At 69.0% G+C, this 14,475-nt stretch carries 14 protein-coding genes; 3 read left to right on the top strand and 11 right to left on the bottom strand.

Translation table 11 applies throughout. The features are described from left to right. Positions 1-52 precede the first annotated feature (52 nt). A complete protein-coding gene (locus VV867_RS02760; RefSeq protein ID WP_328565567.1) occupies positions 53-967 on the top strand; it encodes a D-hexose-6-phosphate mutarotase in 915 nt (304 codons plus the stop codon). Positions 968-1,307: 340 nt separating this feature from the next. Here VV867_RS02760 and VV867_RS02755 read toward each other — a convergent pair whose 3' ends face one another. From VV867_RS02755 to purE, 4 genes are all read right to left on the bottom strand, one after another. Further along, positions 1,308-1,850: a DUF3299 domain-containing protein gene (locus VV867_RS02755; protein ID WP_109934341.1), complete on the bottom strand. Its 543-nt coding sequence runs from the start codon at positions 1,848-1,850 to the stop codon at positions 1,308-1,310. Between the two features lie 162 nt (positions 1,851-2,012). Beyond that, positions 2,013-2,258: a GlsB/YeaQ/YmgE family stress response membrane protein gene (locus VV867_RS02750; RefSeq protein WP_109934343.1), complete on the bottom strand. Its 246-nt coding sequence runs from the start codon at positions 2,256-2,258 to the stop codon at positions 2,013-2,015. 113 nt (positions 2,259-2,371) lie between these two features. Then, positions 2,372-3,457 carry a 5-(carboxyamino)imidazole ribonucleotide synthase gene (locus VV867_RS02745; protein WP_328565566.1) on the bottom strand — a complete coding sequence of 362 codons (1,086 nt, stop codon included), beginning with the start codon at positions 3,455-3,457 and terminating at the stop codon, positions 2,372-2,374. Positions 3,458-3,465: 8 nt separating this feature from the next. Then, entirely contained in the window at positions 3,466-3,957 is a 492-nt protein-coding gene (purE, locus tag VV867_RS02740; RefSeq protein ID WP_009614245.1) for a 5-(carboxyamino)imidazole ribonucleotide mutase, read from the bottom strand. A 310-nt stretch (positions 3,958-4,267) separates the two neighbouring features. On the opposite strand from purE, the gene adhP reads away from it, so the two are divergent. Further along, entirely contained in the window at positions 4,268-5,302 is a 1,035-nt protein-coding gene (gene adhP / locus VV867_RS02735; RefSeq protein WP_275628198.1) for an alcohol dehydrogenase AdhP, read from the top strand. Between the two features lie 316 nt (positions 5,303-5,618). Here the strand turns inward: adhP and VV867_RS02730 are convergent, their stop codons facing one another. The 4 genes from VV867_RS02730 to VV867_RS02715 form a co-directional block, all read right to left on the bottom strand. After that, entirely contained in the window at positions 5,619-8,036 is a 2,418-nt protein-coding gene (locus VV867_RS02730; protein ID WP_328565565.1) for a TonB-dependent siderophore receptor, read from the bottom strand. Positions 8,037-8,148: 112 nt separating this feature from the next. Continuing rightward, positions 8,149-9,144, bottom strand: coding sequence for a FecR family protein (locus VV867_RS02725; protein ID WP_275628196.1), 996 nt, complete (start codon positions 9,142-9,144; stop codon positions 8,149-8,151). Further along, complete coding sequence (locus tag VV867_RS02720; RefSeq protein WP_109934348.1) at positions 9,134-9,727, bottom strand: RNA polymerase sigma factor; 594 nt, start codon at positions 9,725-9,727, stop codon at positions 9,134-9,136. The genes VV867_RS02725 and VV867_RS02720 overlap by 11 nt, the downstream gene beginning before the upstream one ends. A gap of 115 nt (positions 9,728-9,842) precedes the next feature. After that, positions 9,843-10,757: a LysR substrate-binding domain-containing protein gene (locus VV867_RS02715; protein ID WP_064584908.1), complete on the bottom strand. Its 915-nt coding sequence runs from the start codon at positions 10,755-10,757 to the stop codon at positions 9,843-9,845. 222 nt (positions 10,758-10,979) lie between these two features. Between VV867_RS02715 and VV867_RS02710 the strand changes: the two genes are divergently transcribed. Then, on the top strand, positions 10,980-12,404 hold the full coding sequence (locus tag VV867_RS02710) for an aspartate ammonia-lyase (RefSeq protein ID WP_109934349.1): 1,425 nt from the start codon (positions 10,980-10,982) through the stop codon (positions 12,402-12,404). A gap of 433 nt (positions 12,405-12,837) precedes the next feature. On the opposite strand, the gene zapA is transcribed toward VV867_RS02710, so the two are convergent. The 3 genes from zapA to etfB all read right to left on the bottom strand — a co-directional run bounded on the left by zapA (position 12,838) and on the right by etfB (position 14,453). Next, positions 12,838-13,140 (bottom strand): cell division protein ZapA, encoded by a 303-nt coding sequence (gene zapA, locus VV867_RS02705; protein WP_109934350.1) that lies wholly within the window; start codon positions 13,138-13,140, stop codon positions 12,838-12,840. Continuing rightward, the gene (locus VV867_RS02700; RefSeq protein WP_009614252.1) at positions 13,137-13,367 is read right to left on the bottom strand and encodes a hypothetical protein; all 231 of its coding nucleotides are present in this window, start codon (positions 13,365-13,367) and stop codon (positions 13,137-13,139) included. Before VV867_RS02700 ends, zapA begins: the two co-directional genes overlap by 4 nt. Before the next feature lie 312 nt (positions 13,368-13,679). Further along, on the bottom strand, positions 13,680-14,453 hold the full coding sequence (gene etfB, locus VV867_RS02695; protein ID WP_109934351.1) for an electron transfer flavoprotein subunit beta: 774 nt from the start codon (positions 14,451-14,453) through the stop codon (positions 13,680-13,682). Positions 14,454-14,475 lie beyond the last annotated feature (22 nt).

Here is a 14,475-nt window from a genome sequence, read left to right as displayed (position 1 = left end):
CCGGGGGATCGGTGATACTGAATCCTTTCCCCTTGCAGTGCCGGAGGCCCCCATGAGCAGCCCCTACATCACCCCCCGCGTCGAACAGACGACCATCGACGAGCTGCCCTGCTGGCGCATCCACACCGAGTTCGGCGAGGCGCTGATCGCCCAGCAGGGCGCCCAGCTGCTCAGCTACCAGCCCCACGAACAGCCACCGCTGGTGTGGCTCAGCGAGCAGGCCGGGTACAAGCGCGGCCAGTCCCTGCGCGGCGGCGTGCCGGTGTGCTGGCCCTGGTTCGGCGACCTGGCGCGCAACCCGGTGCAGGTGCGCACCGAATACGAAGGCGACAAGCCCCCGGCCCACGGCCTGGTGCGCGGCATCGACTGGCAACTGGACGACATCGCCGACGAACAGGGCGCGCTGGCCGTGCACTGGAAGCTCGACGCCCGCCAGGGCCTGCCGGGCTGGGCCCATTGCGCCGAACTGAGCCTGGTGATGCGCTTCGGCGAGCGCCTGGCCCTGGAACTGACCACCCGAAACCTCGGCGACAAGCCGCTGGCCCTGAGCCAGGCGCTGCACACCTACTTCGCCGTCAGCGACGCCCGCCAGGTCAGCGTCGACGGCCTGCAGGGCTGCCGCTACATCGAGACGCTGGAGAACTGGGAGGAGCGCCGCCAGGACGGCGTGGTGCGCATCCAGGGCGAGACCGACCGCATCTACCTGGACGTCGACCGCCCCCTGGTGATCCGCGACCCACAGTGGAACCGCGGCATCCACATCCAGGCCAGCCACTCGCGCTCGGCGGTGCTGTGGAACCCCTGGATCGACAAGGCCCAGCGCCTCTCGCAGTTCGCCGACGACGCCTGGCAGCGCATGCTGTGCATCGAGACGGCGCGGGTCTGGGACGACGTGCTGAGCGTGGCGCCGGGGCGTAGCGAGACGATGGCGGTGGAAATCTGGAGCGAGGCGCTGGAGACCCCGTAGGGCGCATAACGCCCCAGGCGTTATCCGCCGGCTTTTCGTAGGAGCGAGCTTGCTCGCGAACGGTGTTTCCCGGCGGCTCTGGTGTGTTGGGTTGACTCCGTTCCCTCTCCCCAGCCCTCTCCCTGAAGGGAGAGGGGGCTTGTCCGTGCCGAGAGAAGGCATGGTTTCAACCGGAAACCTTCAGTGCTGCCGGCTGACTCCAAAACACCCAGCCCTGCCCAACGGTCCCCTCTCCCTTCAGGGCGGGGCGCGCAGCCGAGGGTTAGGGAGAGGGCGCTCTTCAGGCCAAGCACCGAACCGGGTTCGCGAGCAAGCTCGCTCCTACGAAGAGCAAGGCACGCTACAGATCGCTATCCTGCACCGCCCGCACCTTGGCCTCGTCCATGGCGTAGGCGGCGTCGGCCATCTCGTTGCTGACCTTCTCCACCTTCAGCTTGCCGGTCACCCACAGCGGGCTGTAGATGTCGTCGATCTTCATGCCCTTGGGGTAGCGCACCAGCACGATCTGGTTCGGCGGCGGCGGCGGCACGTGGATGCAGGCGCCCGGGTAGGGCACCAGGAAGAACTCGGTGACGCGGCCCCTGGCGTCGTTCTCCAGCGGCACCGGGTAGCCGCCCAGGCGGATCTGCTTGCCGTCCAGCGCGGCGACCGTCCTGGTCGAGAACATCACCTGCGGCAGCTTGCCCTTCTGCTTCAGGCCACCTTGCTTCTGGGTGAAGGTGCCGGCGGCTTCCGGGCTGTTGTGGTCGATCTCGGGCATTTCCTCCAGCGCCTTGCGGTCGCTGGGCGGCATCAGTTGCAGCCAGTCGGTTTCCGGGATGTCGGCGGCATGGGCCAGGCCGGTGAGCAGCGCGAGGCTGCAGGCGAGCAGGGTACGGCGCATGGATGGGCTCTCGGGCGCCGGCAGCGGGCGCCCACGCAACGGGAAGACGGCGAAGACCTTCGCCGCCCGCCCAGGCCGGGCGAGCGGGAATCGGCGCACATTCTTGGGGATCGCCGGGCAAATGACCAGCGCGAGGCGCTACCCGGCGTACGACGGGGTGGATCAGCTCTTCTTCACGATGCCGTAGATCACCAGCAGGATCACCGCGCCGACCACCGCGCCGATGAAGCCGGCGGCCTGCCCGGCCTGGTAGATGCCCACGGCCTGGCCGCCGTAGGTGGCCAGCAGCGAGCCGCCGATACCGATCAGGATGGTCATGATCCAGCCCATGCTGTCGTCCCCTGGTTTCAGGAAACGGGCGATGAGGCCGACGATCAGGCCGATGACGATGGTTCCGATTAAACCCATGGTTTTCCCTCCTGTGGATGGACGCGCCAACCGGCGCGCCCTTTGTCTGACAGTGTAGGAAAGCCTGGCGTTCCGCGCGGCCGCCCGCCATGAGGGACGGGCGACCGGGGTTGTCAGCCCTTGCCGATAAGGGCTTCGACTTCGCCGATGCGCGCCTTCAGGGTGGCCAGGTCCTTGCTGCGCAGGGTGGCGTGGCCGACCTTGCGCCCGGCCTTGAAGGCCTTGCCGTAGTGGTGCAGGTGGCAGTCGGCGATGGCCAGCACCTGGTCCACCGGCGGCACTTCGCCGATGAAGTTGAGCATGGCGCTCTCGCCCACCTTGGCGGTGGAGCCCAGCGGCAGGCCGGCGACGGCCCGCAGGTGGTTCTCGAACTGGCTGCACTCGGAGCCTTCGATGGTCCAGTGCCCGGAGTTGTGCACGCGCGGGGCGATCTCGTTGGCCTTCAGGCCGCCGTCCACCTCGAAGAACTCGAAGGCCAGCACGCCGACGTAGTCCAGCTTGTCCAGCACGCGACCGACGTAGTCCTCGGCCAGGGCCTGCAGCGGATGCTCGCTGCTGGCCACGGACAGGCGCAGGATGCCGTTCTCGTGGGTGTTGTGCACCAGCGGGTAGAAGCGCGTCTCGCCATCGCGGGCGCGCACCGCCACCAGCGACACCTCGCCGGTGAAAGGCACGAAGCCTTCGAGGATGCAGGGCACGCTGCCCAGCTCGGCGAAGGCGCCGGCGACGTCCTCGGTCTTGCGCAGGACCTTCTGGCCCTTGCCGTCGTAGCCCAGGGTGCGCGTCTTGAGCACCGCCGGCAGGCCGATGCTGGCCACGGCGGCGTCGAGGTCGGCCTGGGACTGGATGTCGGCGAAAGCCGGGGTGGGAATGCCCAGGTCCTTGAACATCGACTTCTCGAACCAGCGGTCACGGGCGATGCGCAGCGCCTCGGCGCTGGGGTAGACCGGCACGAACTGCGAGAGGAAGGCCACGGTCTCGGCCGGCACGCTCTCGAACTCGAAGGTCACCAGGTCCACTTCGTCGGCCAGCTGGCGCAGGTGGTCCTGGTCGCTGTAGTCCGCGCGGATGTGCTCGCCCAGGGCCTGGGCACAGGCGTCCGGCGCCGGGTCGAGGAAGGCGAAGTCCATGCCCAGCGGGGTACCCGCCAGGGACAGCATGCGGCCCAGCTGGCCGCCACCGATGACACCGATCTTCATGGTTCTGCTCAGGCCTCGCGGGGGTCGGGGTTGTCCAGCACCGAGGTGGTCTGCTCGGTGCGGAAGCGCTTGAGCGCGTCGTGGTACTGCGGGTGCTTGCCGCCGAGGATGCTCGCCGCCAGCAGCGCGGCGTTGATGGCGCCGGCCTTGCCGATGGCCAGGGTGGCGACCGGCACGCCGCCGGGCATCTGGACGATGGACAGCAGCGAGTCGACGCCCGAGAGCATGGACGACTGCACCGGCACGCCGAGCACCGGCAGGTGCGTCTTGGCCGCGCACATGCCCGGCAGGTGGGCGGCGCCGCCGGCACCGGCGATGATCACCTCGATGCCGCGGCCTTCGGCCTCTTCGGCGTACTGGAACAGCAGGTCCGGGGTGCGGTGGGCGGAAACCACCTTCACTTCATGGGGGATGCCCAGCTTGTCCAGCATGTCCGCGGTGTGACTAAGGGTGCTCCAGTCGGACTTGGAGCCCATGATCACGCCAACCAGTACGCTCATCGTCGTGCCTCTTGGTGGTGCGCGTGCTGCGCGTCAAAAACCAACAAGCCACGCATTCCGGTCCCGGGCGTGGCTTGTACATGGACGAACCGACGAGCGGGGCCGGTTCGGAGGCGGCGCAGTATACCGCAAGGCCGCGCCGTTCGTGGAGTCCGTGCGCGGGCCGTTGGGCGGGTGCTACCAAGGGATGAGGCGAGCGGCCCTTGCTCCAGCTCAATATCGCCTAGGCTCAAGGGTTCAGACTGATGCAACCCGCGGCGCAGACAGGCTTTCGCCCGCCCCCGTTCGTTTGCACAAGGAGAGCTTCGTCATGTCCTCGACCCTGCCCCAGACCATGAAAGCCGCAGTGGTGCACGCCTTCGGCGCGCCGCTGCGCCTGGAGGAAGTGAAGGTGCCGCTGCCCGGCCCCGGCCAGATCCTGGTGAAGATCGAGGCTTCCGGCGTCTGCCACACCGACCTGCACGCCGCCGAGGGCGACTGGCCGGTGAAGCCGAGCCTGCCGTTCATTCCCGGCCACGAGGGCGTCGGCTACGTCGCCGCGGTGGGCGCCGGGGTGACCCGGGTGAAGGAAGGCGACCGCGTCGGCGTGCCCTGGCTGTACACCGCCTGCGGCTGCTGCGAGCACTGCCTGACCGGCTGGGAAACCCTCTGCACGCACCAGCAGAACACCGGCTACTCGGTGAACGGCGGCTACGCCGAATACGTGCTGGCGGACCCGAACTTCGTCGGCATCCTGCCCAAGGGCGTCGGCTTCACCGAGATCGCCCCGATCCTCTGCGCGGGCGTCACCGTGTACAAGGGCCTGAAGGAAACCAAGGCGCGCCCCGGCCAGTGGGTGGCCATCTCCGGCATCGGCGGCCTGGGCCACGTCGCGGTGCAGTATGCCAAGGCCATGGGCCTGCACGTGGCGGCGGTGGACGTGGACGACGCCAAGCTGGAGCTGGCGCGCAAACTGGGCGCCAGCCTGACCATCAACGCGAAGCAGGAAAACCCGGTGGAAGTGGTCCAGCGCGACATCGGCGGCGCCCACGGCGTGCTGGTGACGGCGGTGTCCAACAGCGCCTTCGGCCAGGGCATCGGCATGGCCCGCCGCGGCGGCACCGTGTCCCTGGTCGGCCTGCCGCCGGGCGACTTCCCCACGCCGATCTTCGACGTGGTGCTCAAGGGCCTGCACATCACCGGCTCCATCGTCGGCACCCGCGCCGACCTGCAGGAGGCGCTGGACTTCGCCGGCGAGGGGCTGGTGAAGGCGACGGTGAGCGCCGGTAAGCTGGAGGACATCAACGGCATCTTCGACAAGATGCGCGCCGGGCAGATCGAGGGGCGGATTGTGGTGGAGATGTAAGTCTGCCGAGCTTGTAGAAGCGAGCTTGCTCGCGAACGGTGTTTCCCGGCGGCTCTGGTGTGTTGAGGTGACTCCGCTCCCTCTCCCCAGCCCTCTCCCTGAAGGGAGAGGGGGCTTGTCCGTGCCGAGAGAAGGCATGGTTTCAACCGGAACCTTCAGTGCTGCCGGCTGACTCCAAAACACCCAGCCCTGCCCAACGGTCCCCTCTCCCTTCAGGGAGAGGGTTAGGGAGAGGGCGCTCTTCAGGCCGAGCACTTGGTCCACCTGGCAGAACTCCGTTCGCGAGCAAGCTCGCTCCTACGAAAAGACCCTCCCCTCAGAACTCCACCGTCGTGGAAACCTCGAACTGCCGCGGCTCCCCCACCGCGACGTAGAGGTTGTTCGCCGCCGAAGGGTAGTACTCGCGGTTGAAGATGTTCTTCACGTTGAACTGGAAGCCGACGTTGTGCCCGCCCAGCTGGGTGTCGTAGCTGGCGAAGGCATCGGCCACCGTGTAGGACGGCAGCTCAAAGGAATTCGCCGGGTCGCCCGCGCGCTTGCCCACGTAGCGGGCGCCGCTGCCCAGGCGCAGCCTGTCGCCGCCGAAGATCGTCCCGGCGTCGTACACCGCCGACAGCGAGGCGGTTTCCTTGGCCACGTTCTGCAGGCGGTTGTCTTCCAGTTCCGGGTCCTCGGTCACTTCCGCGTCGAGCCAGGCGTAGCTGCCGAGCAGGCTCCAGCGTTCGCTCAGCTGGCCGGACAGGTCCAGTTCGGCGCCGTAGCTGCGCACCTTGCCGGCGGTGCGCACCACGGTGTCGCCGTTGGCGTCGAGCTGGTTGACCATGACGTTGCGCTTGCGGATGTCGAAGAACGCCAGGTTGCCGCTGATGCGCCCGGGAATATCCATCTTTGCGCCGATCTCCCAGGAACTGGCTTCTTCCGGCTGGATCGCCGAGTCGATCACCTGGCCGGTGGACAGCGGCGCGATCGTCGAGTTGGGCTTGAACGAACGGGTATAGCTGCCGTACAGCGAGAACTGGTCATCGAAGCGGTAGACCACGCCGGCGCGCGGCACCCACTTCTGCCCGTTCAGGTCGGTGTTGGCCTGGAACGGCCGGCCGCGGCCGGCGTATTGGTCGAACATCTGGTAACGCCCGCCGGCGACCAGAATCCAGTGCTCATCCAGGTGCCAGGAGTCCTGCAGGAACAGCGAGTCGCTGCGCAGCTTGTCGGTCTGGTCGCTGTCGCCGGGGCTGACCTGGGTGGCCGGTGACACCTGGCCGTAGACCGGGTCGTTGTAGTCCAGGGTGTTGGTGGCGGTGCTGCGGATCAGGTCGGCGCGGTAGATCTTGCGCTTCTCGCTGTCCATGCCCAGCACCAGTTCGTGGCGCAGGCCGCCCAGTTGCACGTCGCCCAGCAGCGAGGCGGTGGCGAAGCTGTCGCTGCTCACCGCGCCGTGGGTGCCGTCGACGCGGCGGGTGACGGTGCCCCTGGCGCTGTTCACCGCGGTCACCCGCGCCTGGTTGTCGTCGTAGGTCTCGCGGGTCCAGCCGTAGGCCAGGTGCGCCTTCCACTGCTCGTCGAGCTGGTGCTCGATGTCCAGGCGGGTCAGGTCGGAGCGGCCTTCGGTGATGTTGAAGGGCTCGTCCAGGCGGCGGGTGCGCGGCAGGTCCAGGGGCTTGTTGGTGCGCGGGTCGATGGCGGTGCCGCGGTCGAAGGGTGTCTTGAACTCGCGGTGCTCGTAGCCGAGGGTGACCGTGGTGGCCTCGCCGAACCAGGCCAGCGAGGGCGCCACCAGGGTTTCGCGCTGCTGGCCGAAGTCGCGCCAGTAGTTCTCGTCCTGGTGGTCGACGATCAGCCGGTAGGCCAGCGGCGAGTCGCCTATACCGCCGGTGCTGTCGATCTGTCCGCCGCTGCCCTGCTTGCCGTGGGCGTAGGTCGAGCCGCGCAGGGTCACTGCGTTGTACCGCGCCAACTGCGGCTTCTTGCTCACCACGTTGACCACCCCGCCCGGGTCCTGGATGCCGTAGAGCAGCGAGGCCGGGCCCTTGAGCACTTCCACGTGGTCGGCGGTGGCGGTGAGGTTGCGGCCCAGCACCGAAGGCAGGCCGTCGCGCATGATGGAGCCGTCGCGGTTGTCGCCGAAGCCGCGCTTCATCACCGCGTCCTGGGTGCCGCCGAGGGTGTTGGCCTGGGTCACGCCGCTGATGTTGTTCAGCGCGTCGTCGAGGTTGCGCGGCTGCTGGTCGCGGATCGCCCGGGCCGGCACCGTGACGATGCTCTGCGGGGTTTCCATGACCGGCGTGCCGGCGCGGTTGATCGAGCTGAGCGGTGCCGGCTGGTAGCTCTGTTCGGCGCTGGCCATCGCCGAGACGGTGGTGGCGTCCAGGCTCAGGGCGTCGGCGGGAATGCGTTCGAGGGTGACGCTGCGCCCGTCCAGCGGGCGGAAGCGCAGGCCGGAGCCGGCCAGCAGGCGCTCCAGGGCCTCGGCGGCGCTGTATTGGCCACGCAGCGACGGCGCCTGCAGGGCGTAGGGCGCCTCCTCGGTGTAGACCACGCTGAGGCCGGTGACGCGGCTGAATTCGCTCAGCGCCTGGGGCAGCGGCTGCGCCGCCAGGGCGAAGGCGTAGCGCGACTCCAGGCTGGCGGCAGCCGGTTCGGCAGCCAGCGCCGGCAGGTTCGCGGCACCGGCCAGGGCGCCGAGCAGGGCGAGGGTCAGGGGCTTGAGGGTGGTACGGGGACGCTGCGCTTTCATGGGGTTCTCGGGACTCGAAGGGCGGATTTCAACTGCGAATAAATCGCATTCATGCCCACTACACGGAGCAGCCCTATGGGTACCTCAGTGCCCGGCGGAAATTTTTTTCGCGTCAGCGGATCAGCACGAAACGCCCCAGCAGATGCTGCTGGCGGAAGCCCACCACGGCCTGCAGCGAATCCAGCGCCGCCTGCGGGTCGTGGCTGGGGAAGCTGCCGCTGACGCGGCGCTGCGCCAGCTCGTCGTCCAGCAGCAGGATGCGCCCCGGGTACCAGGGCGCCAGGCGCTCCAGCACCTCGCCCAGCGAGGCGCGGTAGAAGGTCAGCCAGCCCTGGCGCCAGGCCAGCGCGGCGCGGCCGTCGGCGCTCTCGGGGGCGCCCAGGGTGGCGCCGAAGCTCACCCGCTCGCCGGCGCCCAGCACCACCTCCGGCGCGCCCACGGCCCGGCTGGCGCGCACCGCCACGCGGCCCTCGGCCACGGTGACGCGGGCCTGGTCGCCCAGCCGGCGGACTTCGAATTCGGTGCCCAGCACCCGTGCCTCGCCCTCGCCCACCCGCACCACAAAAGGCCTGGGCAGGTGCCGCACGGCGAAGGAGGCGGCGCCGCGCAGCAGCTCGACGCGGCGCTGCTCGCCGTCCAGGGACACGGCCACAGCGCTGTCGGCGTCCAGCGTCAGGGTGGAACCGTCGACCAGCGTCACCTCGCGCACTTCGCCCGGGGCGCTGACGTAGTCGGCGGCCAGGTCGGCGTACCAGTGCCCCGGCTGCCACCAGCCGCCGGCCCAGAGCATCAGCAGCAGGCAGGCGGCGCTGGCCAGCGGGTACAGCCAGCGCCGCGGGTTGCCGCGCCTGCGGCTTCGCGGCGGGTGCTGCATGGCGGCCAGGTAGCCCTGCAGGGCAGCGCCCTCCTCCGCCGCCAGGCGCCGCGCCGGGCCTTCGCTGAGGCACCAGAGCGCCTCGGCTTCGGCGTAGGCCTCGGCGTGCGCCGGGGCTTCGTCCAGCCAGCGTTGCAGCGCCCCGGCATCCGCCTCGCCGCCGTGCACGCGCACCAGCCACTGGCGCGCCTGGCGCCGGGCGTCGGCCGGGAGGGTCGGGGTGTCAGGCGTCATGGCGTGGAGCTCCGCTGCGGGCGGCCGGTGCGGCGGGCTCCAGGCTCGCCTTGCAGGCATCGAGGGCGCGCATCATATGTTTTTCCACGGCGCTGCGGGTAACGCCCATGGCCTCGGCTATTTCGCCGTAGGTGCGGCCGTGCACGCGGCTGAGCAGGAACACGTGGCGGGTGCGTTCGGGCAACGCGCGCAGGGCTCGTTCGACGCGCTCCAGCTCGGCGCCGGCCTGCACCGCCTGTTCCGGCGACGGTTGCGCGGCGTCCTCGTCGGGCAGCAGCACGCTGAGGGTGCGGCCGCGCGAGTCCTCGCCGCGCAGGTGGTCGATGGCCAGGTTGCGCGCGCTGCGCAGCAGGTAGGTGCCCATCTCCTCCACCGGTTCCTGCGGGCGCTTCCAGAAGCGCAGGAAGAGTTCCTGGACCAGGTCCGCGGCGGTGGCCCGGCAGCCCACGCGGCGGCGTACCAGGGCCTCCATGCGCGGACGCTGGCTGAGGAACACGCGCAGGAAGTCCTCGCGCCCTGCGCTTTCGCCGGGCGCCGTCGGTTCGGCCGCGGGCGGCCGGACGGGGGACTCGTGGTCGGACATGGGGTGGCGGGCTCGCCAGCGGTCCGCGCCGGGCCGGCGCGAGGGGGAAACCCCTGGCAAAGGCGCAAATGATAATGCTTATCAAATAAGCATCATAGCCCCGGCCGTCCCCGCCTCAGGCGCTCTCGCCCAGCCCCAGGCCGCCTTCCAGCTTGCGCCAGAGCAGGCGGATCTGCGCCTTGCGCACCAGGGCGCAGCGGTACAGGCGGATTTCCTGCGGCACCACCCAGTGCGGCCCGCCGCACACCGCCAGCTCGCCGCGGGCCAGCTCCGCCTCCATGCTCAGGCGCGGCACCCAGGCCACGCCCATGCCCTGCAGCGCCATGCTCTTCAGGCTGTCGGCCATGGCCGTCTCGTAGACCGTGGTGTAGCGCAGGTTGCGCTGGCGCAGCAGCAGGTTGACGCCGCGGCCGAGGAATGCGCCGGCGCTGTAGGCCAGCAGCGGCACGCTCTGGCCGCTGTCGAGGTCATACAGCGGCAGGCCGGCGGAGTTCACCGCGCACACCGGGAGCATCTCGGTGCGCCCCAGGTGCAGCGAGGGGAACACTTCCGGGTCCATCTGCAGCGCCGCGTCCGGGTCGTAGAAGGCCAGCATCAGGTCGCAGCCGCCCTCGCGCAGCAGGTGCACGGCCTCGCCGACGTTGGTCGCCACCAGGCGGCTGGCGATGTTCAGGCCCTCGGCGCGCAGCCGGGCGATCCACGCCGGGAAGAAGCCCAGGGCCAGGGAGTGGGCGGCGGCGAACTGCAGCACTTCGCCCTGCCCGCCCTCCAGGTGGTGCAGGTGGCGCACCACCTGGCCGAGCTGCTCGACCACCGCGCGCGCGGTGACCAGGAACAGCTGGCCGGCCTCGGTCAGCTCGATGGGCGTGCGCTGGCGGTTCACCAGGGTCAGCCCGAGGGCGTCCTCCAGGCTGCGGATGCGCCGGCTGAAGGCCGGCTGGGTGACGAAGCGCTTCTCCGCGGCCTGGGAGAAGCTGCGGGTGGTGGCCAGGGTGCTGAAGTCCTCCAGCCATTTGGTTTCCAGGTTCACGTCGTCTCCTCCCGGCGCGGCGGGATGGTCCTGATCGATCGGTCAGTGGATGAACGGGCGCGCATAGCATGGCCATACGCTCGCCGTCATCAGGTCGTCACAGAATACATTATGCCGTTTGTGCATGAGACAGCTTCCAACAGCATTGGCCGACGATCGGCGAAATCCCTAGTCTACTGGGCATCGCGGCGCTGGCCGTGTCCTCCTGAGAAAAATCTCATCATGTCCCCTGTTGCATCGTTCCGCATCGAGAAAGACCTCCTCGGCACCCTCGAAGTACCTTCTGACGCCTACTACGGCATCCAGACCCTGCGCGCTGTGAACAACTTCCGCCTCTCCGGTGTGCCGCTGTCGCACTACCCGAAGCTGGTCGTCGCCCTGGCGATGGTCAAGCAGGCCGCGGCCGATGCGAACCACAAGCTGGGCCACCTGCCCGCCGACAAGCACGCCGCCATCAGCGAAGCCTGCGCTCGGCTGATCCGCGGTGACTTCCACGAGCAGTTCGTGGTCGACATGATCCAGGGTGGCGCCGGTACTTCCACCAACATGAACGCCAACGAGGTGATCGCCAACATCGCCCTCGAAGCGATGGGCCACGCCAAGGGCGAGTACAAGTACCTGCACCCGAACAACGACGTGAACATGGCGCAGTCGACCAACGACGCCTACCCGACCGCCATCCGCCTGGGCCTGCTGCTCGGCCACGACACCCTGCTGGCCAGCCTCGACAGCCTGATCCAGGCCTTCGCCGCCAAGGGCGAGGAGTTCGCCAACGTACTGAAGATGGGCCGCACCCAGCTGCAGGACGCGGTGCCCATGACCCTCGGCCAGGAATTCCATGCCTTCGCCACCACCCTGGGCGAAGACCTCGACCGCCTGCGCCGCCTGGCCCCGGAACTGCTGACCGAAGTGAACCTCGGCGGCACCGCCATCGGCACCGGCATCAACGCCGACCCCGGCTACCAGCACCTGGCCGTGCAGCGCCTGGCGGCCATCAGCGGCCAGCCGGTGGTCCCGGCCGCCGACCTGATCGAGGCCACCTCGGACATGGGCGCCTTCGTGCTGTTCTCCGGCATGCTCAAGCGCACCGCGGTCAAGCTGTCGAAGATCTGCAACGACCTGCGCCTGCTCTCCAGCGGCCCGCGCACCGGCATCAACGAGATCAACCTGCCGCCGCGCCAGCCGGGCAGCTCGATCATGCCGGGCAAGGTCAACCCGGTGATCCCGGAGGCGGTGAACATGTGCGCCTTCGAGATCATGGGCAACGACCTGGCGCTGACCATCGCCGCCGAAGGCGGCCAGCTGCAGCTGAACGTGATGGAGCCGCTGATCGCCTACAAGATCTTCGACTCGATCCGCCTGCTGCAACGCGCCATGGACATGCTGCGCGAGCACTGCATCACTGGCATCACCGCCAACGTCGAGCGCTGCCACCAGCTGGTGGAGCACAGCATCGGCCTGGTGACCGCGCTGAACCCGTACATCGGCTACGAGAACGCCACCCGCATCGCCAAGGTCGCGCTGGAAACCGGCCGCGGCGTCCTGGAGCTGGTGCGCGAGGAGAAGCTGCTGGACGAGGCCACCCTGGCCGACATCCTGCGCCCGGAGAACATGATCGCCCCGCGCCTGATCCCGCTGCGCGCCTGATGCACCGCCCGGCGCGAGCCGGGCACGACTCACCGGTCGAGAGGCAGTACCCGCCTCTCACCCTTCAGGGATGGGTTATCCCCCATCCCTTCTTTTATGCCCGGCGCGACGGGACTTCCCGCAGCGCCACGTCTCACCGGTCGAGAGGATATTCAGCCCTCTCTCCATTCATAGGGACGCCACGGACTGTGGTGTCCCTTTTTTTATACGTGCATATCCGCCCTGCGGGATGTCGCCGAGCGTAGGGCGAATAACCGTTCGCGGTTATCCGCCGCTACACCTTTCTTGTCGGCAACTTCGTGGTTGAGCTTGGTGTGGCTTTGAGGGCTGCTCCGTGCTCGGCGGCGAGCGGCATGGGGCCGAGGTCAAACGGCGGATAACGCCTGGGGCGTTATGCGCCCTACGTTGGGGTGACGGAGCAGAGGGCGGGGGATCAGTCCTGCGCCTGCAGGTGCGCGCGGATGCGCCGGTTGAGCGCGGCCAGGCGCTCCACCGTGCGGCTGTCTTCTTCGTCGTTGTCTTCAGCGCGTGGCGCCAGCTGGCGGGCGCAGAGGTTCAGGGCGCTGAGCAGCAACAGTTCGTTGCTGGTGACGTAGGGGAATTTCTGCTTGGCGGCGGCGAGCTCCGCCTGCAACAGCGCGGCGGCCTCCTGCAGGGCGCGCTCCTCGCCGGCCGGCGCCTTGACGCTGTAGTCGCGGCCGAGGATGCGCAGGACGCGCACGCCGTCGTTGCTCATGCGCTGGCGCGGCTGTCGCTGACGCGGCGGACCAGGGCCTGCAGGCGCACGGCGGTGGCGTTGTGCTTCTCTTCCTGCTCCATCAGCTGCAGTTGCAGGGCGTCGTTGTCTTCGCTGGCCTTGCCGAGGCTGTCGCGCAGCTGGGCGTTGTCGTCGGCCAGTTGCTTGTTCTGCTGCAGCAGCTCAGCCACCAGTTGTTCGAGCTGTTCGATAGTGCTGTCGAGCATGGGAGTCTCCGAGGCCGTGGTAAAGGTCGCGGAGGATAAAGAAAAGCACCCTTCCCGGCCAGGGAAAAGCGGCTTTTTCTGACAGAAAGTATACTGTCAATTCAATGGCTTAGAGGCTGATTTTCGTGTCGTTTCAGCGGCTTGCCGCAGGCGCAGCAGGAACCCCGTCGTAGGAGCGGACCTTGTCCGCGATAGCCGGGGGTATCGGCGCGATTCGCGGATGAGATCCGCTCCTACGCAAACCACCACCCCGCAGCTCCCTGTAGGAGCGCGCCCTGCGCGCGATTCGCGGGCAGGGCCCGCTAGCGACGCTCAGCGAATCACGCCTTCCTCGCGCAGCAGCTTGAAGATGGCTTCGGCACCGGCTTCCGGGGACAGGTCCTTGAGCACCTGGCCGGTGCCGCCTGAGGCCTTGGCGGTGGCGGCCTTCATGCGTTCGGCGCCGGTCTTGGCCTTGATCACCTTGAGCCGCTTGGGCCGCGGGCGTGCCGGTTGCAGGCTGCTGGCGGCGAGCAGGTCGTCGGCCAGCACTTCCACCTCGTGGGCCTCGACGAAGCCGCGCCGCGCCGGGCCGAAGGCGCTCTGGCGCGCCACCGGGGCGGCGTTGTCGACGCTGGCGACGAAGGGCAGGCGCACCTTCAGCCGGCGCCGCTGGCCGCGCGGCAGGGCCTGCAGCACCTGGGCGCTGCCACCCTCGACCCTTTCCACCTCGGCCAGGCCCACCACCAGCGGCCAGCCCAGGCGCTCGGCGAGGAGGAACGGCAGCATGCCGGAGCCCTCGCCGGTCTCGGCCTGGCTGCCGGTGAGCACCAGTTGCGCGCCGGCGCCACCGAGGTAGTCGACCAGCGCCGGCAACGCATCGGCGCCGGCCGGTTGTTCCAGCACGGCGAGTTCGTCCAGGCCCATGCCCAGGTAACTGCGCAGCGCCTCTTCCTGCGGGTTGCCGGCGTGCAGCACCTGCAGGCGCTTGCCGGCCAGGCGCAGGCCCAGTTCGACGGCACGGGCATCCTGCTCGGCACGCCGGGCACGGCCGGAGGCCGGATGGGCACCGATGGAGACCAGGGCGACTACGTTCAGATCGGTCATCGTTCGTACCTATGGATAAGGA

Origin of the sequence: Pseudomonas sp. JH-2 (genome assembly GCF_036231725.1) — a bacterium.
GTDB lineage: Bacteria > Pseudomonadota > Gammaproteobacteria > Pseudomonadales > Pseudomonadaceae > Pseudomonas > Pseudomonas delhiensis.
This window is presented reverse-complemented; position numbering and strand designations above follow the sequence as displayed.

Excerpts from the sequence above, each read along its gene's own strand:
- VV867_RS02760 (WP_328565567.1), top strand. The coding sequence starts at position 53 with ATGAGCAGCCCCTACATCACCCCCCGCGTCGAACAGACGACCATCGAC.
- VV867_RS02755 (WP_109934341.1), bottom strand. The coding sequence starts at position 1,850 with ATGCGCCGTACCCTGCTCGCCTGCAGCCTCGCGCTGCTCACCGGCCTG.
- VV867_RS02750 (WP_109934343.1), bottom strand. The coding sequence starts at position 2,258 with ATGGGTTTAATCGGAACCATCGTCATCGGCCTGATCGTCGGCCTCATC.
- VV867_RS02745 (WP_328565566.1), bottom strand. The coding sequence starts at position 3,457 with ATGAAGATCGGTGTCATCGGTGGCGGCCAGCTGGGCCGCATGCTGTCC.
- purE (WP_009614245.1), bottom strand. The coding sequence starts at position 3,957 with ATGAGCGTACTGGTTGGCGTGATCATGGGCTCCAAGTCCGACTGGAGC.
- adhP (WP_275628198.1), top strand. The coding sequence starts at position 4,268 with ATGTCCTCGACCCTGCCCCAGACCATGAAAGCCGCAGTGGTGCACGCC.
- VV867_RS02730 (WP_328565565.1), bottom strand. The coding sequence starts at position 8,036 with ATGAAAGCGCAGCGTCCCCGTACCACCCTCAAGCCCCTGACCCTCGCC.
- VV867_RS02725 (WP_275628196.1), bottom strand. The coding sequence starts at position 9,144 with ATGACGCCTGACACCCCGACCCTCCCGGCCGACGCCCGGCGCCAGGCG.
- VV867_RS02720 (WP_109934348.1), bottom strand. The coding sequence starts at position 9,727 with ATGTCCGACCACGAGTCCCCCGTCCGGCCGCCCGCGGCCGAACCGACG.
- VV867_RS02710 (WP_109934349.1), top strand. The coding sequence starts at position 10,980 with ATGTCCCCTGTTGCATCGTTCCGCATCGAGAAAGACCTCCTCGGCACC.
- zapA (WP_109934350.1), bottom strand. The coding sequence starts at position 13,140 with ATGAGCAACGACGGCGTGCGCGTCCTGCGCATCCTCGGCCGCGACTAC.
- VV867_RS02700 (WP_009614252.1), bottom strand. The coding sequence starts at position 13,367 with ATGCTCGACAGCACTATCGAACAGCTCGAACAACTGGTGGCTGAGCTG.
- etfB (WP_109934351.1), bottom strand. The coding sequence starts at position 14,453 with ATGACCGATCTGAACGTAGTCGCCCTGGTCTCCATCGGTGCCCATCCG.